Below are 25,966 nucleotides of genomic sequence, written 5' to 3' on the forward strand. Positions count from 1 at the left end.
TTAAGTTAATTTCTTTCATTTTTAATTGTTAACCTCTTTTACTGTCATCATCTATAATATCTTTTAGAGAATTTACCCACGTTTCTAACGTTTGAGTTAACACTAATTGCTGGTCTAGAATAGCCTTCCCTGTTTCTGGTACATTCGATTTTGTATTTATATTTTCCTCAATATACGACTTTAATACTTGTATGTTTTCTTCAATACTACTCAAGCACAACTTTTGCTTTTCTGGTGTAAGGCTATATAAATTTACTATTACAGCATTGAAGTCCAGAAAAATATTTACTGGCTTTGAAGCTGTATCAAACATTAAGTCTAAAAAATGCTTTTCACCTAATTCTGTTAAAGAGTAAATTGCCTTTTCTGGCATTCTCCCCTCTCTTACAACTGTACTTTGAATATAACCTTTTTCTTCTAACTGAATTACCTTTTTGTAAATTGATGGTGTACTGATTTTAACCCAACGTGATATATTTCTATATTCCACTACTTTCTGAATATCATAAGCACTCTGAGGCTGTTGTTTTACTATACCTAGTACAATTAAATCTATTGTTGCCATAAAAATTCTCCTCTCGTTTTCTTTCTATTGACAAATACTATAATTTATAGTAGCATTTTCTTTATTACTATAATTTATAGTATTATATTTTAGAGCTAATGTCAATAGAAAGGGAGTGTTTAGCATGAAAGAAAGCAACAAAAAAATTGAATTATTAGGGTCTGCCCCAATACCAAAAGCATTGTTATCTATGGGATTACCCACTATGATAGGTATGATGATAACTGCATTGTACAATTTAGTAGATGCATACTTTGTAGGCGGACTTGGAACAAGTCAAATGGGTGCTATATCCGTTGCATTTCCACTAGGTCAGATTATTGTGGGATTAGGATTATTGTTTGGAAATGGAGCTGCTTCCTATATTGCCAGACTTTTAGGTCATAATGATAAGGAAAAAGCAGGTAAAGTAGCTAGTACAGCCATTTACAGTAGTATAATAGTCGGTATATTATTTATTATTGTCATTATGATTCTTCTCAATCCCGTTTTAAAATTATTAGGAGCTACAAAAAGTATCATGCCTTATGCAATGTCTTATGCTAGTATCTATGTCGTGTCATCTGTTTTTAATGTATTTAATGTCACTATGACTAATATTGTCACAAGTGAAGGAGCTGCTAAAACAACTATGTGTGCCATGTTATTAGGTGCATTACTTAATATAGTTTTAGACCCAATATTCATTTATACTTTGGGAATGGGTGTAAAGGGTGCCGCTCTTGCAACTGCTCTTTCTCAGATGGTTTCAACACTTGTTTATATAGGATACATTTTTAGCAAGAAAAGTATGTTTAGTTTTAGAATTAAAGAATGTTGCTTTTCAAGTGAAATCATATCAGAAATATTAAAAATTGGTGTACCCACTTTAATATTTCAGTTATTGACTAGTCTTGCTATCACATTAACTAATATGGAAGCTACAAAATATGGTGATTCTGTGATAGCTGGAATGGGTGCAGTAACACGAATAATGTCTTTGGGTAGTCTTATCGTATTTGGGTTTATAAAAGGATTCCAACCAATTGCTGGCTATAATTTTGGTTCAAAGAACTATGATAGATTACATCAAGCAATAAAAACATCTATAGAATGGACTACTATATTTTGTGTAGTACTTGGTCTTATAATGGTGTTTTTTCCGACAGCTATAATTTCACAATTTACAAGTGGTGATGTGTTATTGATTGAAAATGGTAGTAAGGCTCTTAGGGCAAATGGTTTTTCATTTATGTTATTTGGTTTTTATACAGTGTATTCTACATTATTCCTTGCACTAGGAAAAGCAAAGGAAGGTGGATTACTTGGTATGTGTAGACAAGGGATATGTTTTATTCCTATAATTTTAATTATTCCTATGTTTTGTGGATTAAATGGTATTTTGTATGCACAACCAATAGCTGATTTTATAGCTGCCATAATCGCAGGCTTTATGGCTATAAAACTACATAAAGAGCTTCATATTTTAAAAATAAATTCCATTTCTTCTAAATAAATATAATTTAAGATATGTCTAGTTATATGAATCTATTATTATTAAAGATATGTTCTAGTTACACAAACCTATTATTATTAAAGACATGTTATTGTTGAACACATACTATTATACATGGATTATATGAACCTGCTACCATAATAAATATTCCATTTACATCCATAATAGGTATCTTTATTTGGTAAAACAAAAAAAATCCACTATTTCGGATTTAGTCCAAAACATCAGATTTTATATTGGAAATGGCATATTTAATTGTAGGTTGTCACTCAGTAGAGCACCTATCAACTTTTATAGTCAACAGGTGCTCTTGTATAAGCTATCCAGAATTTACTCAGTTGTGCTGTTTAAGTTCGTTATAAGGGTATAATCATAATCTTTGTTGTAAAGTCTTTAATTCCTCAAGGCGTTTATTGCCTTCAGGATATGTTTTTTCAATCGAATTTATAAGCCAATCCATGCTTTCTTTTGATAATAAATGTGCAGTAGTGTCAAAATCAATGTTGTTTTTTTCTCTATGATAATCAGATTCAAGATATGCCGGATTAGCAATAATAAATAGTATCACTTCTGGTGCTAAGAATGGTATATTATTACGATATAGTATTGCTTTATCAAGCTCTCTAAGTATGTTTTTTTCACTATTACAAATAAATTTTTCGTCTTTTTGTGTATTAAAGATAATATCAATAAAATCAAAGTTTTTTTGTTCTTTATCTAGGATTTCAAAATTAAAGATATTCTCTTCACAAGGTTTTGGCTCAATTTTGAAAAATGAACATTTGGGTTTTATCGCCCATATATATAAACAATTTAGTGCGTTTTTATCACTTGAATCAGTAATTTTCCTTAAAGAATTTTCTGAATGCAGATGCTCATAGACATCCCAACCTTTGCTTAAAATATAGTCAATTATGGCTTTTCTATCTTCATTAAATAGAGTTATATCAACATCTGAGTGAATGCGTTTCTTTATATTTGTAAATAATTCGAGTGCATAACCACCACAAAAAGCATAAGTCAAATTACAATCCTTTATAAAATCATAACATTCGGTTATAAGGCGTTCCATAATTTCAACCTCCCAGTATATAAAATTCTTGGTATTTTACTATTTTTTTTACTTTAAGATTATCAAAATAATATTTATGCTATTCATTTTATCACATTCGCAAACAGAAATAAAATGCTTGTTTGTAAACATCGTAGAGCACTCTAGTATAATTTAAGAAAATATAATATAGGAAAAAGCAAAGAAAGTGATGCTATGCTAACTCTAGAGTTAAGTGATAAAACAATGGTCTTTTAAAAGAATAGAAAATCAATCCCCTCTTGCTGAAGGTGATTAACTTACCTATTTATATTGCTTAATCTACTTGCTAACAGGCAATAATATATATTAACATATATTTTCTGCACAAATCATACTATTAATATACAATTAAATAATCCTTTTTTACAAACTACTTGTTATTTTATCTATTCACTTGTATCATGGGATTATAATTATTTTAGGAAAGGAGCCATTATATGCTTTCACAAAACGATATTGATATACTTACACAAAGTTTATCTTTTTGGGATAAACTAACTGACTCACAAAAAAGCTTATTAATCTCTTCAGCTAATATATCTCACTTTAAAAAAGGAAACTCAATTCATTGTGGTGATAGTGATTGCATTGGCGTTTTGATTATAAAGTCTGGAACAATACGTACATACATACTTTCAGATGAGGGTCGTGAAGTGACACTTTTCCGTCTTGATAATGGTGATGTATGTATCTTATCGGCATCATGCATTCTAAACACGATAACTTTTGATGTATATGTGGATGCTGAGACAGATTGTGATATTATACAAATTAGTTCTCCTGTTTTCTCAAAATTATCTACAGAAAATATTCACGCAGAATTATTCTCGTATAAACTAGCTACTGAACGTTTTTCTGATGTTATGTGGGCAATGCAACAAATTCTTTTTATGAGTTTTGATAAGCGTTTGGCATCTTTTTTAGTTGATGAAATAACTAAGCAAAGTAATACTACTGTAAATATGACTCATGAGCAAATTGCTAAGTATATGGGAAGTGCCAGAGAAGTTGTGTCTAGAATGTTGAAATATTTTGCTAGAGAAGGTCTTGTGTCTCTGTCTCGTGGTGGTATAAAAGTGTTGGATAAAGATAGACTTCGTTCTTTAACATTATAAGCACAAGAGGTTCTATTTGAATACCTTGTGCTTATTTTATGTTTGTATCTAACTTTATATTGATAGAGTTTTATATTTGTAGTCTTTTGAGTCTTCACAAATATAAATTTAAGTCAACGATACTGATATAAGTCACTCATTCCAGTAATGTTGAGAATATACTTAGGTTTATGTAATTATATATACATATTATAAACCTCAAAGAATTCTTCAGTTGTAACTGCATCTAACCATTCTTTAGAAGGATATAAAAACTTATACTGATTGTTTTTAATAAGACTATCATCCATAGTCTCATAAATACAAGATAGCAATGATGCAGACTTCACAAAAGAATTGCAAAACTCCCTAGATACAAGAGATTCCAATATCTCTAACATAGTTTTTTCGTCTAATGATTTACTTGCAGTAATATAAGATGGCAATGCTATAGCCCCATCATCAGGATATGACATAAATAAATCTTTATTATTAGCACGCTTTGCATATATACTAGGAGTTATAGCTAATCTATCCGAACCATTTTTTACATCATTAAATGATTGTATTGGCATATCTAGTATAGTTGAATTAGATAAAAATCTCTCCACATACTCTTTTCCATACCTACTCCATATGGCTTTAACAACAGATTTCGCACCAGAGTTATTTATACCACCAATGACAGTTTTTGTATCAGTGTCAATTATGTTTTTTATAGAATCTGTCAAACCCTTGTAATTCTGGTTATAAGAAAATACTAATGGTATAACCAAAAATGGAAGTAATCTTTCATCAAAATATATAGATGATGATTTAATCTCACTTTTAATATTGAAGTACTTTGATAATGGGTACAAGTTACTTGAAAACTTTGAATAGATATTCTTGTCTTCATATACTTCTAAATCTGTAGAAACTATAATATCAGGAATTAAAGCATCTGTTTTTTTTAGATACTCATTGAGTTTGTAAGGATAACCTATACCAAAATAAGTTACCTCTAAATTAATCTCCTTCTCTTTCAAAGACATAATTAAATTATCTAAATAGTTCTTCTCATACTTATGAAGTATACAAATATTGCTCCAATACAGCCTAACATTTCTCATAAAGAGTCTCTCCTTTTCTTAATTTATATTGACATTCTAGTTGAAATTCATATATATCCTTAAGTTTCCCTAAGATTTCTTTTTCTTCTTTAGTCTTGTTGATTACTTTGAAGATTGAACCATTTTTCATTATTATACGCTTCTCTGCTATAAGTGCTGTATGAGGGTCATGAGTAACTATAAAAATCAGCTTATCACTTTTCAATAAGATGTCTAAAGCAACATTTTTATTTATTCCAGCATTCTCTATTTCATCTATCAAAACAATAGGATTATTTGAGATGAGAGCAACATCTGCAATCATCAAGGCACGTGTCTGTCCTCCACTCAATGATGTAAGGTCTTGAGATAGGGAAATAGGTTCTGCTGTTATGGAATTTGCTACATCTAATACTTCTTTTATTGAGACAGAAGTATTGTTTTTACATTCTTTATGTATAACTAAAAATTCTTCAACTGTAGAATCAAGAACAAACCTCATGTTTTGGCTAAGATGAGAAATGAGATTTGTAGAAAATTTATTTCTTTCCTCAATAGCAACTTCCATATTATCAATGACTACTTTTCTATTCGTCAAAGAATCTTTATTGACAAACTGCTCTATATCTTTGATTAGCCTGCTTTTACCAGAACCAGTATTGCCTACAATAGAATAAATATGACCTCTATAAAAAGTTAGAGATTCAAAGTCCTCTGTAACACCAAATTTATTTTTTCCAGAATATATGGTTATACTTTTCATTAAAATTCACCTCTAAAATTCATTTTAGAAACTATGCCTTGTTGGAATTCATCACCAATTCTACATTCCCCAATACAATAAGAACATACTCCACTTGGCATTGTATGTCTTAATAAATGTTCATCGTTATTTGAAATATTAGCACTGTTTATATAGTTTGAAATTAGCTCTACACCAAAACCAACTAATCCATCTATAAAAAATATATTAGAATTAGGATTTATTTTTTTTATATTAAATGATATTATCTCTCTTTCTGCTTGTGATACCATGTCTATTTTACTTAGAACTATAGCATCACTTTCACTTAACATAGGACCTAGTTTTTGAGGAGTCTTAAAGCTAGATGTACAATCACATACACATATGTGTAGTGTTTTATTTGTTGCAGGTGAACATCTATTGCAAAGCCCAGCAGTTTCTATTAGCAAAATATCACTACTTTTATTTTTAGCCCAAAGTATAAGTTCGTTTATGTTTGAGATAAGAAAATGGTCTGGACATATATCTTTACTAAGCCCAACAATATAAGGTATATTCAATTTTTTATATATCAAATCATCATCAGTAGCTAGACAATCTATCTTACATATTGAAGGGTTAAGCCCATTAGATTTCAAGTAAGGAATTAAATGTTTTATTAAAGCAGTCTTCCCTACAGAAGATGAACCAGAAATTAATATAGTTTTCATGGCTTATGTAAAATCTCCTTTCGTATTTTGTTAAGAGATATGATAGCATTAAAAACTACTAAAAACTGTATCAAATGAGACAATTAATAAATAAACTTGATTGAAAATAATTATCAATATTATTGAATTTTGGTAAATACTATGATATTATTGCAATCAAAGTGAATATTTATCAGAAAAGGTGATGACTTTGAATGAGAAGGAAGTACTAATAAATAGTAAATTATTTTCTGAAAGATACATTGTAGAAGATAAGATAAAAGCAAAGAGTTATAAAAAGGGTCAATTTATAAGCGATTTTTTTGATAAAGAATATTATGTAGGTGTAGTTAAAACAGGGAAAGTATCCATCTATTGTATATCAAGTGATGGAACTGAAGTTAACATGTCTATTCTAAAGGAAGGAGATGTTTTTGGAGTTTCTAATATATTTGATGAAGAATCCTTAGATACTGTACTAAAATGCAAAAGTGATGTTTACGTAGTTTTTTATCCAAAAAAATGCTTTATAGATATGATGAAGTTGGATATTGCTGTTGCTTTGGAGTATTCAAGATATTGTAATAGAAAAATACAATTTTTACTGAGAAAGGTAGAGTTTTTAAATATACAATCTAGTAAAAAGAAAGTTATTGAATACTTACTAGAAAAAGCTAGTAAAAATGATACTATATTATTAGAGTGTTCTAAAGATGAATTAAGCAAAAGGATTAGTGTAAGTCGAGCATCTTTATATAGGGAATTACAATCATTACAAAATGAAAATTGTTTAGAACTTGGTAAAAAGTGTATAAAAATATTGAATAAAGAAAAGTTAACACAAATTCTATATGAAATATAAGCTTAAATAACAGATTCTATATAAAATATAAAATTAAATAATAGGAGGAAAATTTTATGAAAAAGAAATTATCAATATTATTACTGGCATCATTAATAATAATTTCATTGGTAGGATGTGCATCAAACCCACCAGAAAAACAAACAAAAGAAGAAGCTAAAGTAGTTGCAAAGGTGACAGCACTAAAGGGGCCTACAGGAATGGGAATGGTTAAGATGATTGGTGATGAAAATGATAAAAAAGAAAAAGATTATGAATTTTCAATAGCAAATTCTGTTGACGAAATTACACCTAAACTTGTTAACAAAGAGCTAGACATTGCTGCTATCTCAGCAAATCTGTCATCTGTTTTATATAATAATAGCAATGGTGAAATAGAAACACTAGCTATTAATACTTTAGGAGTTTTATACATAATTGAGAATGGAAATTCTATAAACAGTGTAAATGATTTAAAAGGAAAAACGATTTATTCTAGTGGCAAAGGCTCTACTCCTGAATATGCTTTGAATTACATATTGAAAGAAAATGGAATTGACCCGAATAAAGACGTCAACATAGAGTACAAATCAGAACATACAGAATGTTTGGCGGCATTATTAAACGATAAAGAAGGAATAGCACTACTTCCCCAACCTTTTGTAACAACAGCATTGACTAAGAGTGATAACTTAAGAGTAGCTTTGGATTTGACAAAAGAATGGGATACTTTGAATAAAGATAAAAATAATGAAAGTGCTTTAGTGACAGGAGTTGTTGTTGCACGAAAAGAGTTTATTGATAAGTACCCTGAAAAGGTTAAAAGTTTCTTAGAGGAATATAAGAAATCAGTTGATTTTACAAACAATAATATAGAAGAAGCTTCAAAACTTATTGAGGAAAATGAAATAGTTCCAGCACAAATAGCAAAACAAGCAATACCAAAATGTAATATAACATTTATAGAAGGTAATACAATGAAAGATAAATTAAGTGGATACTTGCAAGTACTTTATGATGCTAATCCAAAGTCAATAGGAGGAAAGATGCCAGGTGAAGATTTCTACTACACTCAAGAAAATTAGTAAAGCTCATATACTAGCAATAATCTTTTGGCTTATAGTTTGGCAAATAAGTAGTATGATAATTGGTCAGGAGATACTTTTAGTATCTCCTTTTTCATCTTTAAAAAGATTGTTCGAATTATCTATGAAGTTTGAGTTTTGGCAATCTATACTCTTTTCTTTTATAAAAATAACAACAGGGTTTATATTAGCTTTTATCATTGGAATAATATCTGCCATAATAGCATCTAATAAAAAAAATTTTAGGATACTTATTGAACCCTTAATACTTACAATACAATCTATACCAGTAGCTTCTTTCATCATATTGTCTCTAATATGGATATCTTCAAAGAACCTGTCTATTTTTATATCCTTCTTGATGGTATTGCCAGTAGTATATAGAAATATTTTAGATGGAATAAATAGTATATCTAGAGAGTTAAATGATATGGCAAAAGTATTTAAAGTCAGTAGGATAAAAAAAATAAGGTACATATATTTGTCTGAGGTAGCACCATATCTAAGAGCAGCATGTAGTGTTTCTTTAGGTCTATGTTGGAAATCTGGAATAGCAGCAGAAATAATAGGAATGCCTGCTAATTCTATAGGTGAAAACTTATACAAAGCTAAGGTATACTTAAATACACCAGATTTATTTGCATGGACTATAGTTATCATTATAATAAGTATTTGCTTTCAAAAGGGCTTTTTATCATTGATAGACTATTTATTAAAAAGATTGGAGATAAACTAAATGGATATAGTAATTGAGAATCTAAGTAAAAAATATAATGATAAGGTTGTTTTGGATAATTTTAATAATGTATTTAAAGATAATGCTATCTCATTTATAACAGGAACATCTGGCATTGGTAAGACAACATTGATAAGAATATTAATGGGATTGGAGAAAGCAGATAGTGGGAAAATTGTAGGTCTTAGTAATAAAAAGATTAGTGCAGTATTCCAAGATGATAGTTTGTGTGAGAATTTAAGTGTGTTATTGAATATAAAGCTGGTCTGTGAAAGTCTGGGTAATTCAGAAATTGAAGATGCTTTGGAAGTGTTGGACTTAAAAGGTTGTATGAATAAAAGAGTAAGGGAATTAAGTGGTGGTATGAAAAGAAGGGTTGCGATATTAAGAGCCTTATTGTATGATTTTGACTTGCTTATAATGGATGAGCCATTTAAGGGTCTGGATACTGAAACTAAATATAAGGTTATGGATTTTGTAATAAGAAGGATGGAAAACAAGAGTGCTATAATAATTACTCATGATATGGATGATATAAAATACTTTAAAAATCATGAGAAGTTAATAATTGAGTTTAAAATGCCTTCGATAGATTGATTTCATATTGATTTCAAAATACCTTTGATATATTGATTTCATATTGAATTTAGAATGTCCTCAATAGATTGATTTTAAAATGACCTAAAGTTTTTATATAGATATTATTTTAAAACTTACTAATTCTATATACCAAAAAGGCTGTAGGTAAATTTATTTTTACACAAAAAAGTACCTGCGATTAAAACAAGTACTTTACATGTTTTTTCTAATTTTTGATATAATAAAAGCAAGAAGAACTACAATCTATTTGCAGTAGAGTGGAGTTCGTAAATTAGTGTTTCTTTTTGAACTTAATCTTTAGTTCAAAACTAAAGTCACTCCTGCCAGAGTGGCTTTTTAATTTTTCTACTTAATTAAAACTCCTACACATAAAAAAGAAGCATAAACAAGTTTATTTTATACAAACTCTATCTATACTCCTCACAAATTCACATAAATTCTCTCTATACAGACTTGCTCTTCGCCTTACATATCATCTGAGTCATAGTCCCCATAGGACAATAAACACACCATGAACGAGGCTTAAATAGTATCATCGTAATCAATCCAAGAACAGTCGACGTAAGCATAACACTATAAAAACCAAACGCAAACTGTACCACCCAAGGTGAAACTAAAGTCCCATGATATGCCCATTGCCAAGGCATTTTTATAGTCCAAAGCAAAGTCACTATCTCTTTAAAATTTCTACTACCCTCAAACACTAAATAAGTTGAAAAAAGCATATTAGCAAACATCACCATAAAAAATGTCAAAAACCCATATCTAAACCATTTACTTCTAATAAATTTAGGAATATCTTTATTTCTTGACAGATTTAATTTATTTCCAAGCAAATTAAACAGCTGTCCTCTTCCACAATACTTATTGCAGTACGCTTTATTTCCTTTAATAATAGAAATAAATAATGGCACAAAGAAACAAATTAACCCAAGCCAAGCGAAAATAATATTTACAAATCCCAATATCAAATATATAGAAGAAAAAATCCATAAATAGTCATACCAATGTTTTTTATTATTCATAACACTTACCTTCTTCCTCTTTTAATATTGTTATAATCTCAATCACAGATGCTGGACATATTTTTTCACAAATACCACATCCAACACATAAGTCTCTATCAATTTTTGCGCTAATACCATGTGGCACTGAGATAGCACCCCTTGGACAGACTTTTATACAGCTACCACAAGCTACACACTCATTTTCTAAAATATTTGCATACTTCTTTTTTTTGATAGACATAATAACCTCCCTGTATTATTAATCTATAAGAATTATATCAATATATTTGCTTTTTATCTGTGACTTAATCACATAAGATATCTAGATTAGAAATTATACTCTAATTGTAGAAGGATTTTAAGTAAATAAGCGACATTGAGTTGTTAAAATAATCCTAACTTTATACACAGTCTTACTCTATTATTCACAGTTTAAACTTATTTATAGTCGTAACTTTATACACATCACACTTACCTTATCCACAATATATCTATTTTTTTCTAACAATGTACCTGACATTAATGACACTCATGTCAAACATTCTCGCTAATTCCATATAATTTTTTCCATTAAACAATTTAATCATAAGCTCATTTCTAGCCTCTTTTAAAGCACCTTCCACTGTCTTAATATAAAAATATGTACCCCCACTTTGTTTACACAATTTAAGATACTCCAATAAATTATACTTATGTAACTCCTTTGGAATACTAACTTCTATATTGTGTTCTTCAAGTAATTCTATAATCTCTTCTAATTCTAACATCTTTTCACCTCATATTTTATATTATTTTTCGACTTTCAATAAGCTTGTTATAGCTATCTCATTACTCTAATAATTTAGTTCTTGAAAATGCAACCTATCCCCATAGTAACAAAAATGCTTATGCCTAGTCTGTCCATCCCTACACTTCGCAACTATTAAATCAACAATCTTAATTCCCCTGTACTCTGATTCCCTAACTAATTCCTCACTTTCTCCTATATCTTTTACTGCTTCTTCATAATCACTCCCTTTTAATTGATGTATATAAACCACATTGTTGCTATCGTGGTAGATGGCTTTACTATCCCTCATAGGTCTATCTCCATAAGGTCTAAAATCTTTCATTTCATCATTTAATTGGCTTAACTGAATTATTGGTATATCAAAATCTAGAGTCATACTTTTTAATTCTCTAGAAAATGTGGCTACTTCTCTTTCTCTTTTTTCCATACTTTTTTGAGATGTAAGAAGTTGCACATAATCCACAATTAATAAGTCGGGCTTTATTTGCCTTATCCTCTTTCTAATTGCACTGATTGTGTCTATCTTGTCATTTATATAAATTAAGTTATTTTCGCGTAAATCTCCTATTGCATTTACAATTAGTTTCCAATCACTTTCATTTATCTCTTTAGATTTCATATTTCTTGTACTTACCCCTGTTATCTTGCATATATTTCTCATAAATACTTGCTCACTTGTCATTTCTCTACTTATAAATAGAGTCTTTTTCCCTTGTTTGGCCGAATTTAACATTATTTGAAGAGCTAAAGCAGTCTTTCCAACCCCTGATTTAGCTGCTATTGTCGTTAGCTCTCCTTTAAAAAGACCGCCTATAGTCGAATCAAGTAAACTTATCCCAAACTTAAATCCAACATCCTTTTTACTTTCTAAAAAATCAAGGACTTTTTCTGCTATGCTATGTACATCATCATTTTCATAAGTATCTTTGTCCAAGATTTTTCTTATGTTATTTTCAAATTTATAGATACAAGTATCGATATTTTCTCCAAAGTTTATACCTTCCAAGAGTCTTTGACAATTTTGATTTATGCTTCTTCTTGCTAAATTTTCTTTTAAAATTTTTATATAACCATCAATGCCAAAAGTTCGACCCCAAGTGATTACACTAGTTAAACTGCTCATTTTAATTGCTAAAGACTTCTCATCTATCTTTGATTTTACAGTTGCTACATCGATTATTATATTTTCTTTTCTAAGTTCTTTCATGATTTTAAATATTTCAATGCATGTAGAATTCATAAACATATTTTCATTTAATTCATCCAGTTTGTAGTTTAATTTATTGTCTAAAATAATTGTGCCTAAAATAGCCTGCTCTATTTCAACAGCTTTTGATTTAACCATATAAATTAATCTCACTTTCCTCTTAAGTTTTATATTGTAATATTATTAAGTCTTTTATTTTTATATTAAATTGCAACGATATTGTCAGTTAGAAACATACTTTTAATTGTAAAAGATATAAATATATTGCCAGTTAGAAATGCATTATCATCTATAAAAAGGTATAAATATATGTTAGTTATAAATGTATTGTCAGCTATAAAATATATAAATTCATGTTAGTTATAAACGCATTATCAGCTATAAAATATATAAATTCATGTTAGTTATAAACGCATTATCAGCTATAAAATATATAAATTCATGTTAATTATAAATGTATTATCAGACTAATTAAAATTCACAGATTGGATTCCAATACCTTGCATTTTCATGTTTTTTTCTTTCACGCTTGCTGTCATCATACGTTGTATAGTCAGAATATATATAATTATTATTGTTATGATTGTCGCTCTTTTTCCACTGGTAAACACTACTTTGATTTTTTACAGATATGTTTTCATTAACATAGGATTCAAATTTATGACTAAATAAGGTTTCTGGTCTTATATACATTTCCATTATGGTATCTTTCCACTTAGCTACTTTTACCTCAATAACTTTGTAGAAATCTTCTAAGACATAACCTTCCTTTAGTCTTTCGTTGATAAGTTTTATGCTCGTTGGAGAATTGATTTTAAAATTTTTTCCTGTTTTTTTATTTAGCATATTTATAATGCTTTGCTGTATATTTTTTTTATTAAATTTATTTAAGGATTCTTTTTTATTTGTTACAAGCTTATCTTCTTTTTGTGCATCATGAGTATTACTAAAATAACTCTTTTTACTATATCTACTCATACTACTAGATGCTTTGCTAACACTTGATTTTATAGCATTTTTACTTTGATTATTTTCTATGTCATTTTTAGTTATTTTATGTATGCCATTATATGTTTCGTTAAAGTTAATATTTGAAGACCTCGATTTTAAATTAGCGTTTTCTATTTTAAATTCTTCTCCAATAAATGGTTTGTTGGTGTAATCTTTAATTTTATTAGTTACATTAGTAAAATTAATAACAGATTTTTCAGAGTTGATATTTTCATTGTTGATATTTTCATTATTAGAAATAGTATTTTTACCATAATTTTTTATTCCACTAGAAACTAAGTCATTACTTTTTTTATTAGCAGAATTATTCTTACCACTTAATATACCACAGTTATCACAACTACTACATTCTGTATTTTCATCAATACTACTATCGTATTTTGACATTCCACCACCATAAATACAATCTTTATCAATACAACCCTTATTTTCTATGTTTCCATAAGCATACTCTAAATTATTGAACTCATAATTCTCTACACTATCATAGTTAAAATCTATAGTTTCATCACCATCAAATAAATTCTCACTAGTACTATCAAATAAATCTTCACTAATTTCTGAACTAATATAACTATATATAGAATGCATCTTCCCTTTTGCTCCCTTAGACACAAGCCTTATTACTCCTAAATCTGAAAACTCTCTTACAAGCCTACTTATAGTAGAAATAGAAAGTTGTAAATCTGTAGCAGTTCTTCTTACTGTCATATAAAATTGACCTCTTGGTAAAGTACCTTGCAATCTCTGTATATTTTCTTTTCTCATTATATAATGATTAAATCTTATTTTATTAATATCACTTGCTATATCAAAGCCTAATACTACTGAATTCAATTTATAAAATCCATTATTCATCTCTACTAACCCCTTTTCTACTAATAAGTACTCTCTTCTCAATAATTATTACTTTATATAAATAACGTAAAGTTTAAATTTAAATATACATTTATTTTAATATATTTTAAATATACTTATTAATCCCTTAAAATCCCTATTTATATTCTTAAATATGCAAATATATTATGTCATATTTATTTATATTTTTTTATTTATATAGCTTATTTATTGTTTTTTCCCCTTTATACAAGCAATTGTACCATTTTGTTTATTTTTTATCCAACAAATATTTTCGACTATTTTTTTTGGATTCTCAATATATCTCCATTATTTAACAAAATATTTTATAGAATATACAATCTATTTAAATTAATAGGCAATAAATTTAGTGAATTTGTCTAAAAAAACTTTATAAAATGTCTTTTACCTACTTCATACTTAATCTTTACAAAATACTTTGTATAACAATTTATATATTGTTTTCACTTATTATTCGCTTAATGTTACTTACACACATGTTGTGTTTAATAGCTAGTTCCCCATAATTAACTCCATTAAATTGTCTCACTATCTCCCTATTTCTTGCATATCTAAAAATCCCTTTACATGTAGGTATATAAGTGTTTGTACCTCCATACAGTTTAGCAATCTCTACAAACTTATCAATCCCCACTATTTCCACCATTGCATGAAACTGAACTGGTATATCTTCTAATTTTACTTTCATAAACTACACTCTCCTTTAAAATATTTTTAATAACTTTAGTAGCTTTAATAAAGATTTTAATGGTTTAAGAGTAAAATGTTAATATTGGACTTTTAACTTTTTTATTTACAGATTAAATTTAATAATTTTTTTAACATAAATCTTAGACTAAAACGAACACTTTTAAAGTATTTTTCCATAAGGAGCATATAACTATATATCCCTTTTAAATTCAACAATAAAAAAAGCAGTAAACCTTAATCGATTTACTGCTTTGGTAATTTAAAATTTAAAAATACAAGTTAAAGCACTTTAAGTTTACAACTTAATAGCACACTCCATTGCAAGCTCAAAGGTATGTACTTTTTGTGAAATCGGACGTATAGCTAGCCCTCGTTGTTCCCATACATTTGAATCTAAATTATCACAGGCATAAACAAACTGTGAAAATATAACATTTCTAAATTGTGCTGCGGCAGCTACAGCAGCACATTCCATATCAACTGCAATACACCCCTGTTTCTTTCGTGTAAGCATTTTATTACGTGTTTCACGATATGGAGCATCAGTAGTCCATATTTTACCTTTTATGTATGATAATCCCTTACTTTTAAATACAGATTCAATCACTTTGACTCCATGTGGGTTAAGTATGATTTCATCAGAGGCTGGTTGATAATGATAACTTGTACCCTCATCACGAATAGCTGATGTTGGAATGATTAAATATGCATCATCAATAGAATTATCTAGCACACCACATTCTCCACATATAAATATCTTCTTTGCTCCTAACGCAACTAATTCTTCAAAGTTGGTTACACATGCTGGTGCACCTACCATAACCTGACAAATCCCAATCCTTACATTCTTGAAAAATACTTCATAAATTGGTATATCTCCAGCAACACTAATTAAACGACCTATTTTTTTGCCATTATACTTTTCAACAATTGTTTGTATCATAGATTTTGAAAATTCACATACGATAGTTTCAGGAAAATTACAGTCAGGTTTTTCTATTACATATTCTGGCTTCAAAATTCCCCAAAAATCAGAGTCAAACTGTTCCAACAGAATTTCACTCATAATATAACCTCCACTCAAAATTTAGTATAGCGTGTTCCTGTTCAATATATGGAGTATATTATATCACTATGAACTAGCTAAAACAATTAAAAGTATATACTTAAAATCTAGCTACTGGACATAGATACTTGATACATCTAGATAGTTCATTTCTAGCTACTAGATACATCTATATAATTCATTCTAAACAAACATGTTAAATATTTTCTGCTCATATAGTAAATATTCTAAACAAAATCAATAAAAAACTATTTCATATAGCACATACAAACATTAAATCAAACATCAAATCAAACACTAAAACTATATATACTTATAAAATTTTTTATAAAAGTTTAACAAAAAATCTTAAGAAATTACTGTTTAACTCCGATATTATCTAATATGATACTATAGATTTAACAAAGAAAGTCGACAAATCTTTGAAATTAAATTTTTAGGAGGTAGTTTTATGGCAGTTGTTTCAACAAAAAATTTATCTAGTATAAAACTAAAATTGGATGCTGGTTTTGATGATAAGGGTAAGGCAGTTATTAAAAGTAAATCTTTCGCAAATGTAAAGGCAGAGGCATCAAACGATGATGTTTATGCTGTTGCAGAGGCAATCGCAAGTCTTCAAGAAAATCCTATTGTAGATATTTTAAAACTAGATAGTACATCACTATCTAAATAGTAACTTCAAATATAGTCTACACTAAAGATTATAGTTTCCATTAAAATTCATCAACTATTTATATATCATGTTCAATATATAATACACTCGATATTATATAGATTTAACAAATTATACACTTAATATATTGATACCTTAAGCAGGTTAATATCTTAAGTAATTTAAACGTGTTCATAACTTAAATATGTTAGTTATTCTAAATACTGTTGTGCTTTAAGCATAACAATGTCAAAGTATTTTCTACGCTAACAATAATTGAAATACTTAAAGCAATTAAAAAAACAAATTATTATCGTGGAGGTAACTGTATGGAGATTAAGAAAAAATTAGTCATGAGTTTCAAGAATATAAAGGATAAACAAGTTTCTTTTTCTATAGAAAATCCAAAGGAGGACTTAACTGAAGAAAATATAAAATCAGTTATGGATTTGATAGTATCTAAAAATGTTTTTTCAGTTGGAGGATTTGACCTTGCTTCTGCTGTTGAAGCTAAGATTGTAGAAACTAATACTACCCCTTATGACCTAGTTATAGGATAGGAGGTAATTTTATGGATGATAGTTTACAATTGTTAATAACTAATGTTGGTTTTCCTATAGCTCTATCCATGTATTTATTGGTTAGAATCGAAGGTAAATTGAACACACTATCCAACAGCATTGATGCACTATCTAAAAATATTTTGACATTTAAGAAGTAATTTGACAATATATGTAAGTCATAAGATAGGTCTATTTGTAAAATAATTAGAGATATTCTATGAAAAGTACTACGATATTTGGATAATATTCCCAAATGGTCGTAGTATTTTTTCGAATTTTACCGCCTTAAATTTGAATTTCACTATTTAAAATTTGAATTTAACTGTACTTAATTTGAAATTTAGCACTCATCTAGTTGGACTCAATAAAATATAATGCTATTCTAATGACAGTAATAAAATGAGGTGATAATTAATGAAAATCCATGTCGAACAATCCACTAATTTTGATGATATTGAAATAATTATAAAATGCTCTGCCATTGACAATAATATTGAAAAAATAATTTCATTACTAAATACACCATTACTAGATATAAATGGTAAAAAATCAGGAGAAATTTATAAGCTTAATATTTGCAATATTTTATACTTTGAGACAGTTGGCAATAAGACATTTGCTTACTATAAAGATGATGTATTTGAAATTGACCTAAAAATATATGAATTATCAAATCGATTACACAATACATCTTTTTTACGGATATCTAAATCCATGATTTTGAATATGGATTACCTAGAAAGTATAAAAGTAATATCACACAATCGCATGCAAGCTACTTTATCAAATAATGAAAAAGTTATTATAAATCGCCGTTACATAAAAAATATTAGAGATAGGCTAAATATTTAATAAAAATTACAAAAATCTAAAATATTTTATTAATATCACTAATTATCTACTTATTAATCCACTTTATAGTCAAAATAAAATAAATATAATTAAACCACTATTAACAAAATGAAAGGATAGTGAACATAATATGCAATTATATAACCCCCATTTTAATTCAGATAAAAATTTAATTTTTTTCTTTGCAATCACTCTATTATGGACTTGGGTATTCAGCTTTACACCTGTATTGCTAGGAGTTACAAATACCATGCTTGGAAAACTTCTTTTTTACTCTGCATGTACTGCCCCTTCCATCATAGGGCTACTTTTTGTTTTCACAATATATCCAAATAGCGCAAGAAAAGATTTTCTTTACAGGAGTTTTAGTTTCAAAGAAATAGGAATAAAATGGCCATTATTAACAGTACTCTTTTTTGCTTTAATTGTGATTTTTTCTTTACTAATAGGAAAATATTTTCATTTAGAAATTAATGATGTAGATTGGATGCACATAGCTATTTATAAACCTTATAAAATACCACTTATGCTATTTATAAGCTTTATACTAAGTATGCTTAGTCAAGAATTTGGATGGAGGGGGTATTCTCTTGATAAATTACTAGTCAGGTTTGGATTTACAGGTGCTTCAATTATTTTAGGGACTATTTGTGGAATTTGGTATCTGGGATGGTATCTTACACCTGGTCAAATTCCATATAATCTACTGCAATACTCTTTATTTGATGCACTTTTATTTATACCATCTACTATACTTCTAAGCTTTGTCATTACATTTGTATATATTAATACACATAGAAGTATTTTAGCAGGTGGATTTGTACATATGATGTGTAACTTCTTTACCATTCAACTATGTTCTTACTACTCTATTGAAGTGTATGTAATAACTCAATATGTAAAAATAATATTTTGCCTCATACTAATTATCTACATAATTTCTTCTACTAAATTTAAACAGAAAATTAATTCTGAAATTGAGCAGATAAAATCAGACGAATTTGAATTCGAGTTAGACTGGGGATTATAGACTAAGCTATAGATTAAGCTGGAAATTAAATGCATTTTCCTAAACACTTGAAGTATACAATAACAAAATATATACTGATTATAAGTGAGAAGGAGGTCATATTTTCATGTTTAAAATTGGAGAATTTTCAAAACTAACACAAGTCTCTATTCGAATGTTACGTTATTATGATGAACTTGGTATTCTAAAACCAGCAAAAATAGATAAATACACAGGTTATCGCCTATACTCTGCTGACCAGATTTCAACATTACAAAGAATTGTTTTACTAAGAGATTCAAAATTTACTGTTTCAGAGATATCAAACATTATTCATAACTGGAATGACGAACTTGTGATTAAAGAATTGAATCGAAAAAAATTTGAAATACAAGATGAAGTTAAAAAAGAGCAGCAAAGAATAAATAATATTGATAAATTGATTGAGGCTATAGATGACAATAAAGACGAGATTCATTACAATGTTATCTTTAAGGAAATTCCCAGTTATAAGATTATCTCGCTTAGAGAAATAATTCCAGACTATCACTATGAAGGTATATTGTGGGAAAAATTATATGAATTTATTAAAGAAGAGCATATAGAAATATCCCATCAAGCAAACAACAATATGGCACTTTATCATGATGAAGAGCTCAAAGATTGTGGTGTAGATATAGAGGTTGGAATGGTTGTAAAAAAATTAGGGAAAAATAAATCTGGATTTATATATCGTGAGACAGAAGCAGTTGCTATGATGGCATGTAGTATGGTATATGGTCCATATGAAAATATAGCTGGTGGGTATGAGTCATTCGCTTACTGGCTGGATAAAAATAGTGATTATAAAATGTCTGGTATAAATAGACAAATTAGTCATAAAGGAGTTTACAATGAGGAAAATCCTGAAAACTATCTTACAGAAATTCAGATACCAGTCATAAAAGTTAAATAGATTTCAATATAAATATTTACATATTAATGTTAAAGGTCTTATTATACGTCTTAATAAGGCCTTTGAATATTCTGTTATAGCCTGCTCACTTATGTATAACTGTTACAGCTCAAACTTTGAAGTCAAAATCTCTCTCTAGACCTTTTTAATTTAGATATTTCAAAGTAATATCTTTTTTTTGAATACGACTAATTCTCGAGTTAAATAAGAACTTAATTATGGTATATATTAAATTTAGCAAAATAAAAATAAACAAAATTACAAATATATTACATTGAAAAGGGATATAGTCATTTGTTGATAAAGATAAACTTTTATGAATGAACTTACAGATTTCAATACTTGGTATAAGTAAAATGATAAAAGCAATGTTTAATATTGGACGGTACACACTTATGAACATCTTGTTGATTTTCTTGGCAGTATATCCCATCATATCTAAAATAAAAATGTTCTTGGTATCTTCTTGGAACTTTAAAAGAATAGTCAAATATAAAAGCAAACACCCAATAACGCAGCCTAATATTTGGCATATTACAGCACTGGTACGATTTGAAACATTATTCTCTTCAAGTTTAGCTATTCGTTCTGATATATTTTGTATATGGGCTGTTCCTATCTCTGGTATCTCTGTTATATTGTTCGTATAAATACCATTGTAAGAGTTTTGTGATAGATTTAATAATTTTTCCAAATTACTTTTTGATGTGTATATAGAATCATTATCTGCATTTTGTGCAATATCGTAAACATGAAGTGATATTTCTATATTATTTAATCTCACAGTTATATCAGTTCCCTTTTGAATGTCATACAAAACTGCCAATGCCTCACTTACAACAACATTATTAGTTGGGATATTCTCTATTTGCCTTCCCTTCTTATCAGTTAGAAAAAATAAACTCTTACTGTTTTCTATTCCCATAATAGAACCATTGATTTTTTTGTCATTACTTTCTATCTTTATATTTTCCTTTATGTAATACTCAAATTTTTCATAATCTTGATGTGCAGTCTGATAGACAGGATAAGATACATCATATTGATAGTTTCTTCCATGAGATTGTGTATCAAAACTATATTGACTACTTAAATTTAAAGAAAAACTCATAATAAAAAGTATCGCAAATATCCCTACAGAAAGAATAGAAATAAATATCTGGAATGGTTTTCTCAGTGCAAGTCTCATTGAGAAACTTGGAATTTTACTTAAAATCCGACTAAACATTCCTATATGAAATGTATTCATATTGTTATTTGCATTTAAAAAATTAATAGTATCCTCTTTATTCATTTTTTCAAAAATCATCACAACTGAAATTGCAGGTAAAAAAGAACTTAGTAAGGCTATACTATAATTTTGTATATATATCCCTTTAACCAAATAATCCAAAGAATATACATCCTTATATAAACCTAACATTACTTCAGAGCCTATCCACCCTAAATACAATCCGCAAATATTAGCAATAAAATTTAAAATTATGCTAATCAAAAGAATTATTAAAGCCATCTTTTTTGTAGAATATCCTAATGAAATATAACACCCTAATTCTTTTTTGTGCAAAGAGCAATACTTCTTGTAAAACATAAAATATACAAAAGCAGTAATCAATGTAAGCATTACTAAAAATGTAATAGCTAAAGTTTGATTTGATTGTAGAGATACAAGAAATTCTTTTTCTACATTTGTTAATACTGGTTTACTATTCAAATATTCTAAATTACCATCAATGGAAATCTGAACAAAAAAATACATAAATGACGATAGTAAACTCAACAAAAAGAGAATTATAACATTAGATTTCATGGATAACGCACTCTTACAAAAGTATTTTGCAAAAAGTTTCATTATTCAATCCCCCAATCTATATCTCGAACAGCTAGTGGTGTATGATTTTGTATATCATTTATGACTACACCATCTTTCATTGTAATAATACGGTCTGCCATTTTTGATATTTTAACATTATGGGTAGAAAATATAACCGTTGTACCATATTTGTAGTTAAGTTCTTTCAAATATGAAACTACTTTTTTGCTGTTTTCTTCATCTAAAGCTCCAGTTGCTTCATCACAAAAAAGAATATCTGGATTTTTTATAATTGCTCTTGCAATAGCCGTTCTTTGTCTTTGCCCTCCTGATAACTCAAAAGGAAATCTATCCTCTAAATCTTCTATATCTAATTGTTGCATAATTTCTTTATATGGAATATTATTACTTTTAGACGATTTTCCTAATTCTATATTTTCTTTTACAGTCAATTCTGGCAAGAGAAAATACTCTTGAAAAATATTACTGAATTTCTCATGACGTAAATTAAGTTGCTCTTTCTTTGATATATTTGTAATTGCTTTATTACGATAATATACTTTTCCATTAGTCGGATGTAGTAAACTGGACATAATATTTATTAATGTTGATTTTCCAGAGCCACTCTGACCTAAAATAACAGTAAATGTTCCAGAAATAAAATTCAAAGTTACTTCTTTTATTGCACTCTCAAAAGAATTAAATTGTTTAGTAATGTCGACTACACTTAAAATTTCTTGCATCATATAACCTCCATAGTAATAAAATCAAAAAACGCAATATACTTTTCTGTTCCCAATGATTTGTTTACTAATTCTTCCAAAGCTTTAATTTTATTTTTCATACTATTTGCTTCCCATTGAAAAAGTACATTATCAAGGTAAAAATTAGATAGTGTCAATAACATTTCAGCAACTTCCAAAGGAAAAGATGTCTCAAACTCTTTACTTATTACTCCATCCTTTATGATAGATGCATAGAAAGGTGACATATACTTTGTAAATGCAATCATTAGTTTTTGATGAAAAATAGCATTCTCAGGTTCATTTATTACTTTTGACTGTTCAATGTTATCATGGAATAGTGAAATTCCATTCTTGATTGCCTGTTGTAACCTAATGACAGCACATTCTGAATAGTTATCCATATTTCGTAAAATAGTTACTGACTGGCTCACATACTCACCGATTGCTAAATCGACACATTCTTCTTTAGATTGAAAATAGTGATAAAAAGCACCTCTTGAAATAGATAACTCTTTAATAATTATAGAAATCGACATTTGCTCATATCCATATTTCAATAATACCTGCCATATAGAAGTAAGAAGTTCTTGTTTTTTACTATCAAAATTAACGTTAGTTCTTGCCATATTTACCTCCTCATAAATAAACCGACTATCGGTTTATTTATATATTATCAAATCTACTTTACACTGTCAATGAAATATAGCTTATAAAATTTTACCTAAATATTATAAGCTCATAAAAACCTTAGAGATAATGGAGTTATTTAATCATCATCCTACTGTAAATCTTATTTAATTATTCTTATTTAGTTGTTCTCATCCAATAATATTATTTATATATTGTCTACTTTTATCAATTAAGATACAATATATATTACCACTGGTAATTAAAATTCATATTATCAATATCTAATATTGAACATTAGATTTTTTAATCTACACTATTAAATTCATACATTACTAATTTAATTATATGATACATCTAAATCACTTTACCTGAGCGTTACATCTAATAGCTACTATTTTCGTCGCATAAATTGAAAGGATAAAACCATGAGAAAAAATATAACTAAAGAACAAATACTAGAAAAAACACTAGAACTAATGAAAGATAAAAATGACATTCAAAGTATAAACCTACGTGAAATAGCTCGTTGTGTAGGATGTGCTCATACCAATTTATATAATTACTTCACTTCACTTGATGATTTACTTTGGGAAGCACATAGCTTAATTCAAAAAAAATTTATAGAAATACTACTCAAGACACTTTCAACACACGAAACTTCGTCAAGTAGTACAACTGCATCAAGCACATACTATAAGGAAATTTATACTACTAAACTAGAGTGTTTTTTTAACACATTTTTGGAGTTTTATTTATACAATACTGGGTGGTTTTGCCTTAGTTGGATACATCATATAAAAGGAAATCGTCCAGAAATAAATAAATCAACCCATAAAGAAACGATGGATATTTTAATTGATACTTTAATAAACATCTGGAATAAAATTTATAATACAACTCCTAGTAAAGAGGATGCATATGCTATTCTTCATAATACACATTGTTATATAATCGGCGAAGTTTCCAACTATATCAACAATCGAGCTATAATAGAAGACATAAATATGCTAAAAAAATATATTCTAAAAGAGAGCATAACTATCTTCACCTTAGGATTACAAGAAAGGATAAAAAATAGAATATGAATAATATAAACCCTACATTAAATGAATTAATAGAAATTGCAAAACAACAATTTCAATCTAATTCCTATAAAAATATATACTGTACAACCTGTAACCAACTTTATTTTAATAAAAATACGTATTCTTCTATAAAACACTTGCATAAAAAATTAATTTCATTATCTAAAGAAGAAAGAGATATTTTAGTAAATTTTCATGTGGAAGAATTTCTAAATTCTCTATATACAGTTGACCAATATTTGTATTTTAAAAACAAAGATTATATTACAATTAAAAAAATATACAAATTATTACTACAAGACATAGTGGATGCAAAGCTACCTTCTAGAGACATTGAATATAGACATTACTCTAGAATAAGAAGCTTCATAAAAAAGACTAATCCATCAGTATATAAAATAAATCTTAATAACAATAAAACCGCACAACATTTTGTTTGTTCTGAATATACACCAGAATTTCAGCTAAACTTATTGAGTTTAGATATAAAAAAATTAAAAGGTAGTGTGCTTGATATAGGATGTGGTAAACATGGTAACTTAGTTAATTATTTACGTTTACACAATATTAAAGCTTATGGTATTGATAGGTCTACTAAAAATTCTAAATACCTCAAATCTGCAAATTGGTTAGAAATTAACTATGGTCAAAATAGATGGAACACAATTATTTCTAACCTTTCATTTAGCAGCCACTTTTTGCATCATTTTGTACAAAAGGATGGTATTGATATAGTTTTTGCAAAGGTATATATGAAGATTTTAAGTTCATTAAAATATGGAGGAGAATGGATTTATGCTCCCTCTATACCTTTTATGGAGGATTTATTATCTACAGAAGAATATCAAGTTAAACGAACTCCTGTAAATCATGAATTTAACAAGACAATTATTAAAAAACTGACACCTTCTACCCTGCTTAAAAACTAGCACGCCATTGACATATAAACGCTTTCGTGATAGTATCTAAACGTGTAT

Annotated in this window: 29 protein-coding genes; 14 read left to right on the top strand and 15 right to left on the bottom strand. The window is 28.0% G+C overall.

Annotated features, from left to right (window positions below):
* Positions 1-28: 28 nt before the first annotated feature.
* Entirely contained in the window at positions 29-565 is a 537-nt protein-coding gene (locus KGF50_RS02010; protein WP_227846576.1) for a PadR family transcriptional regulator, read from the bottom strand.
* A gap of 124 nt (positions 566-689) precedes the next feature.
* Here KGF50_RS02010 and KGF50_RS02015 point away from each other — a divergent pair, with 124 nt between their 5' ends.
* Positions 690-2,060, top strand: a complete 1,371-nt coding sequence (locus KGF50_RS02015; RefSeq protein ID WP_227846577.1) for an MATE family efflux transporter — start codon at positions 690-692, stop codon at positions 2,058-2,060.
* A gap of 370 nt (positions 2,061-2,430) precedes the next feature.
* Here the strand turns inward: KGF50_RS02015 and KGF50_RS02020 are convergent, their stop codons facing one another.
* Positions 2,431-3,132, bottom strand: coding sequence for a hypothetical protein (locus tag KGF50_RS02020; RefSeq protein WP_227846578.1), 702 nt, complete (start codon positions 3,130-3,132; stop codon positions 2,431-2,433).
* Between the two features lie 458 nt (positions 3,133-3,590).
* On the opposite strand from KGF50_RS02020, the gene KGF50_RS02025 reads away from it, so the two are divergent.
* The gene (locus KGF50_RS02025) at positions 3,591-4,268 is read left to right on the top strand and encodes a Crp/Fnr family transcriptional regulator (protein WP_227846579.1); all 678 of its coding nucleotides are present in this window, start codon (positions 3,591-3,593) and stop codon (positions 4,266-4,268) included.
* Between the two features lie 176 nt (positions 4,269-4,444).
* On the opposite strand, the gene KGF50_RS02030 is transcribed toward KGF50_RS02025, so the two are convergent.
* Genes KGF50_RS02030 through KGF50_RS02040 form a run of 3 tightly spaced genes read right to left on the bottom strand, consistent with a single transcriptional unit; the run spans position 4,445 to position 6,793 of the window.
* The gene (locus KGF50_RS02030; RefSeq protein WP_227846580.1) at positions 4,445-5,359 is read right to left on the bottom strand and encodes a hypothetical protein; all 915 of its coding nucleotides are present in this window, start codon (positions 5,357-5,359) and stop codon (positions 4,445-4,447) included.
* Positions 5,346-6,101 carry an ATP-binding cassette domain-containing protein gene (locus KGF50_RS02035; RefSeq protein WP_227846581.1) on the bottom strand — a complete coding sequence of 252 codons (756 nt, stop codon included), beginning with the start codon at positions 6,099-6,101 and terminating at the stop codon, positions 5,346-5,348. The genes KGF50_RS02030 and KGF50_RS02035 overlap by 14 nt, the downstream gene beginning before the upstream one ends.
* Positions 6,101-6,793 carry a GTP-binding protein gene (locus KGF50_RS02040; RefSeq protein ID WP_227846582.1) on the bottom strand — a complete coding sequence of 231 codons (693 nt, stop codon included), beginning with the start codon at positions 6,791-6,793 and terminating at the stop codon, positions 6,101-6,103. Before KGF50_RS02040 ends, KGF50_RS02035 begins: the two co-directional genes overlap by 1 nt.
* Before the next feature lie 190 nt (positions 6,794-6,983).
* On the opposite strand from KGF50_RS02040, the gene KGF50_RS02045 reads away from it, so the two are divergent.
* The 4 genes from KGF50_RS02045 to KGF50_RS02060 are packed head-to-tail and all read left to right on the top strand — an operon-like array spanning position 6,984 to position 10,031.
* A complete protein-coding gene (locus KGF50_RS02045; protein ID WP_227846583.1) occupies positions 6,984-7,634 on the top strand; it encodes a Crp/Fnr family transcriptional regulator in 651 nt (216 codons plus the stop codon).
* 56 nt (positions 7,635-7,690) lie between these two features.
* The gene (locus KGF50_RS02050) at positions 7,691-8,698 is read left to right on the top strand and encodes an ABC transporter substrate-binding protein (RefSeq protein WP_227846584.1); all 1,008 of its coding nucleotides are present in this window, start codon (positions 7,691-7,693) and stop codon (positions 8,696-8,698) included.
* On the top strand, positions 8,667-9,434 hold the full coding sequence (locus KGF50_RS02055) for an ABC transporter permease subunit (protein ID WP_227846585.1): 768 nt from the start codon (positions 8,667-8,669) through the stop codon (positions 9,432-9,434). Before KGF50_RS02050 ends, KGF50_RS02055 begins: the two co-directional genes overlap by 32 nt.
* Positions 9,435-10,031 (top strand): ATP-binding cassette domain-containing protein, encoded by a 597-nt coding sequence (locus KGF50_RS02060; protein ID WP_227846586.1) that lies wholly within the window; start codon positions 9,435-9,437, stop codon positions 10,029-10,031. It abuts the gene before it with no gap.
* A gap of 446 nt (positions 10,032-10,477) precedes the next feature.
* Here KGF50_RS02060 and KGF50_RS02065 read toward each other — a convergent pair whose 3' ends face one another.
* From KGF50_RS02065 to KGF50_RS02095, 7 genes are all read right to left on the bottom strand, one after another.
* On the bottom strand, positions 10,478-11,059 hold the full coding sequence (locus KGF50_RS02065; RefSeq protein WP_227846587.1) for a 4Fe-4S binding protein: 582 nt from the start codon (positions 11,057-11,059) through the stop codon (positions 10,478-10,480).
* Positions 11,052-11,282 carry a 4Fe-4S dicluster-binding protein gene (locus KGF50_RS02070; RefSeq protein ID WP_227846588.1) on the bottom strand — a complete coding sequence of 77 codons (231 nt, stop codon included), beginning with the start codon at positions 11,280-11,282 and terminating at the stop codon, positions 11,052-11,054. The genes KGF50_RS02065 and KGF50_RS02070 overlap by 8 nt, the downstream gene beginning before the upstream one ends.
* A gap of 250 nt (positions 11,283-11,532) precedes the next feature.
* Complete coding sequence (locus KGF50_RS02075; protein WP_227846589.1) at positions 11,533-11,808, bottom strand: Mor transcription activator family protein; 276 nt, start codon at positions 11,806-11,808, stop codon at positions 11,533-11,535.
* Positions 11,809-11,874: 66 nt separating this feature from the next.
* Positions 11,875-13,176 carry a DnaB-like helicase C-terminal domain-containing protein gene (locus KGF50_RS02080; protein WP_227846590.1) on the bottom strand — a complete coding sequence of 434 codons (1,302 nt, stop codon included), beginning with the start codon at positions 13,174-13,176 and terminating at the stop codon, positions 11,875-11,877.
* A 333-nt stretch (positions 13,177-13,509) separates the two neighbouring features.
* On the bottom strand, positions 13,510-14,907 hold the full coding sequence (locus tag KGF50_RS02085; RefSeq protein WP_227846591.1) for a conserved phage C-terminal domain-containing protein: 1,398 nt from the start codon (positions 14,905-14,907) through the stop codon (positions 13,510-13,512).
* A 451-nt stretch (positions 14,908-15,358) separates the two neighbouring features.
* Positions 15,359-15,616, bottom strand: coding sequence for a Mor transcription activator family protein (locus KGF50_RS02090; RefSeq protein WP_227846592.1), 258 nt, complete (start codon positions 15,614-15,616; stop codon positions 15,359-15,361).
* Between the two features lie 297 nt (positions 15,617-15,913).
* Positions 15,914-16,684 carry a nucleoside phosphorylase gene (locus tag KGF50_RS02095; RefSeq protein WP_227846593.1) on the bottom strand — a complete coding sequence of 257 codons (771 nt, stop codon included), beginning with the start codon at positions 16,682-16,684 and terminating at the stop codon, positions 15,914-15,916.
* A 451-nt stretch (positions 16,685-17,135) separates the two neighbouring features.
* On the opposite strand from KGF50_RS02095, the gene KGF50_RS02100 reads away from it, so the two are divergent.
* The 6 genes from KGF50_RS02100 to KGF50_RS02125 all read left to right on the top strand — a co-directional run bounded on the left by KGF50_RS02100 (position 17,136) and on the right by KGF50_RS02125 (position 20,715).
* Entirely contained in the window at positions 17,136-17,357 is a 222-nt protein-coding gene (locus KGF50_RS02100) for a DUF1659 domain-containing protein (RefSeq protein WP_227828767.1), read from the top strand.
* A gap of 308 nt (positions 17,358-17,665) precedes the next feature.
* Complete coding sequence (locus KGF50_RS02105; RefSeq protein WP_227846594.1) at positions 17,666-17,896, top strand: DUF2922 domain-containing protein; 231 nt, start codon at positions 17,666-17,668, stop codon at positions 17,894-17,896.
* A gap of 11 nt (positions 17,897-17,907) precedes the next feature.
* A complete protein-coding gene (locus KGF50_RS02110) occupies positions 17,908-18,057 on the top strand; it encodes a YvrJ family protein (RefSeq protein ID WP_227846595.1) in 150 nt (49 codons plus the stop codon).
* A gap of 256 nt (positions 18,058-18,313) precedes the next feature.
* A complete protein-coding gene (locus KGF50_RS02115) occupies positions 18,314-18,751 on the top strand; it encodes a LytTR family DNA-binding domain-containing protein (RefSeq protein ID WP_227846596.1) in 438 nt (145 codons plus the stop codon).
* 250 nt (positions 18,752-19,001) lie between these two features.
* Positions 19,002-19,781, top strand: coding sequence for a CPBP family intramembrane glutamic endopeptidase (locus KGF50_RS02120; protein ID WP_227846597.1), 780 nt, complete (start codon positions 19,002-19,004; stop codon positions 19,779-19,781).
* A gap of 106 nt (positions 19,782-19,887) precedes the next feature.
* A complete protein-coding gene (locus KGF50_RS02125; protein ID WP_227846598.1) occupies positions 19,888-20,715 on the top strand; it encodes a MerR family transcriptional regulator in 828 nt (275 codons plus the stop codon).
* 145 nt (positions 20,716-20,860) lie between these two features.
* Here the strand turns inward: KGF50_RS02125 and KGF50_RS02130 are convergent, their stop codons facing one another.
* Genes KGF50_RS02130 through KGF50_RS02140 form a run of 3 tightly spaced genes read right to left on the bottom strand, consistent with a single transcriptional unit; the run spans position 20,861 to position 23,900 of the window.
* Positions 20,861-22,567, bottom strand: a complete 1,707-nt coding sequence (locus KGF50_RS02130; protein ID WP_227846599.1) for an FtsX-like permease family protein — start codon at positions 22,565-22,567, stop codon at positions 20,861-20,863.
* Positions 22,567-23,271, bottom strand: a complete 705-nt coding sequence (locus KGF50_RS02135; RefSeq protein WP_227846600.1) for an ABC transporter ATP-binding protein — start codon at positions 23,269-23,271, stop codon at positions 22,567-22,569. Before KGF50_RS02135 ends, KGF50_RS02130 begins: the two co-directional genes overlap by 1 nt.
* A complete protein-coding gene (locus tag KGF50_RS02140; RefSeq protein WP_227846601.1) occupies positions 23,271-23,900 on the bottom strand; it encodes a TetR/AcrR family transcriptional regulator in 630 nt (209 codons plus the stop codon). The genes KGF50_RS02135 and KGF50_RS02140 overlap by 1 nt, the downstream gene beginning before the upstream one ends.
* 429 nt (positions 23,901-24,329) lie before the next feature.
* On the opposite strand from KGF50_RS02140, the gene KGF50_RS02145 reads away from it, so the two are divergent.
* Together KGF50_RS02145 and KGF50_RS02150 are read left to right on the top strand one after the other, a co-directional pair.
* Entirely contained in the window at positions 24,330-24,989 is a 660-nt protein-coding gene (locus KGF50_RS02145; protein ID WP_227846602.1) for a TetR/AcrR family transcriptional regulator, read from the top strand.
* Complete coding sequence (locus KGF50_RS02150; RefSeq protein WP_227846603.1) at positions 24,986-25,918, top strand: class I SAM-dependent methyltransferase; 933 nt, start codon at positions 24,986-24,988, stop codon at positions 25,916-25,918. The genes KGF50_RS02145 and KGF50_RS02150 overlap by 4 nt, the downstream gene beginning before the upstream one ends.
* Positions 25,919-25,966 lie beyond the last annotated feature (48 nt).

The sequence above is a fragment of the Clostridioides sp. ZZV15-6598 genome, assembly GCF_020657705.1.
GTDB classification, from domain to species: domain Bacteria; phylum Bacillota; class Clostridia; order Peptostreptococcales; family Peptostreptococcaceae; genus Clostridioides; species Clostridioides difficile_F.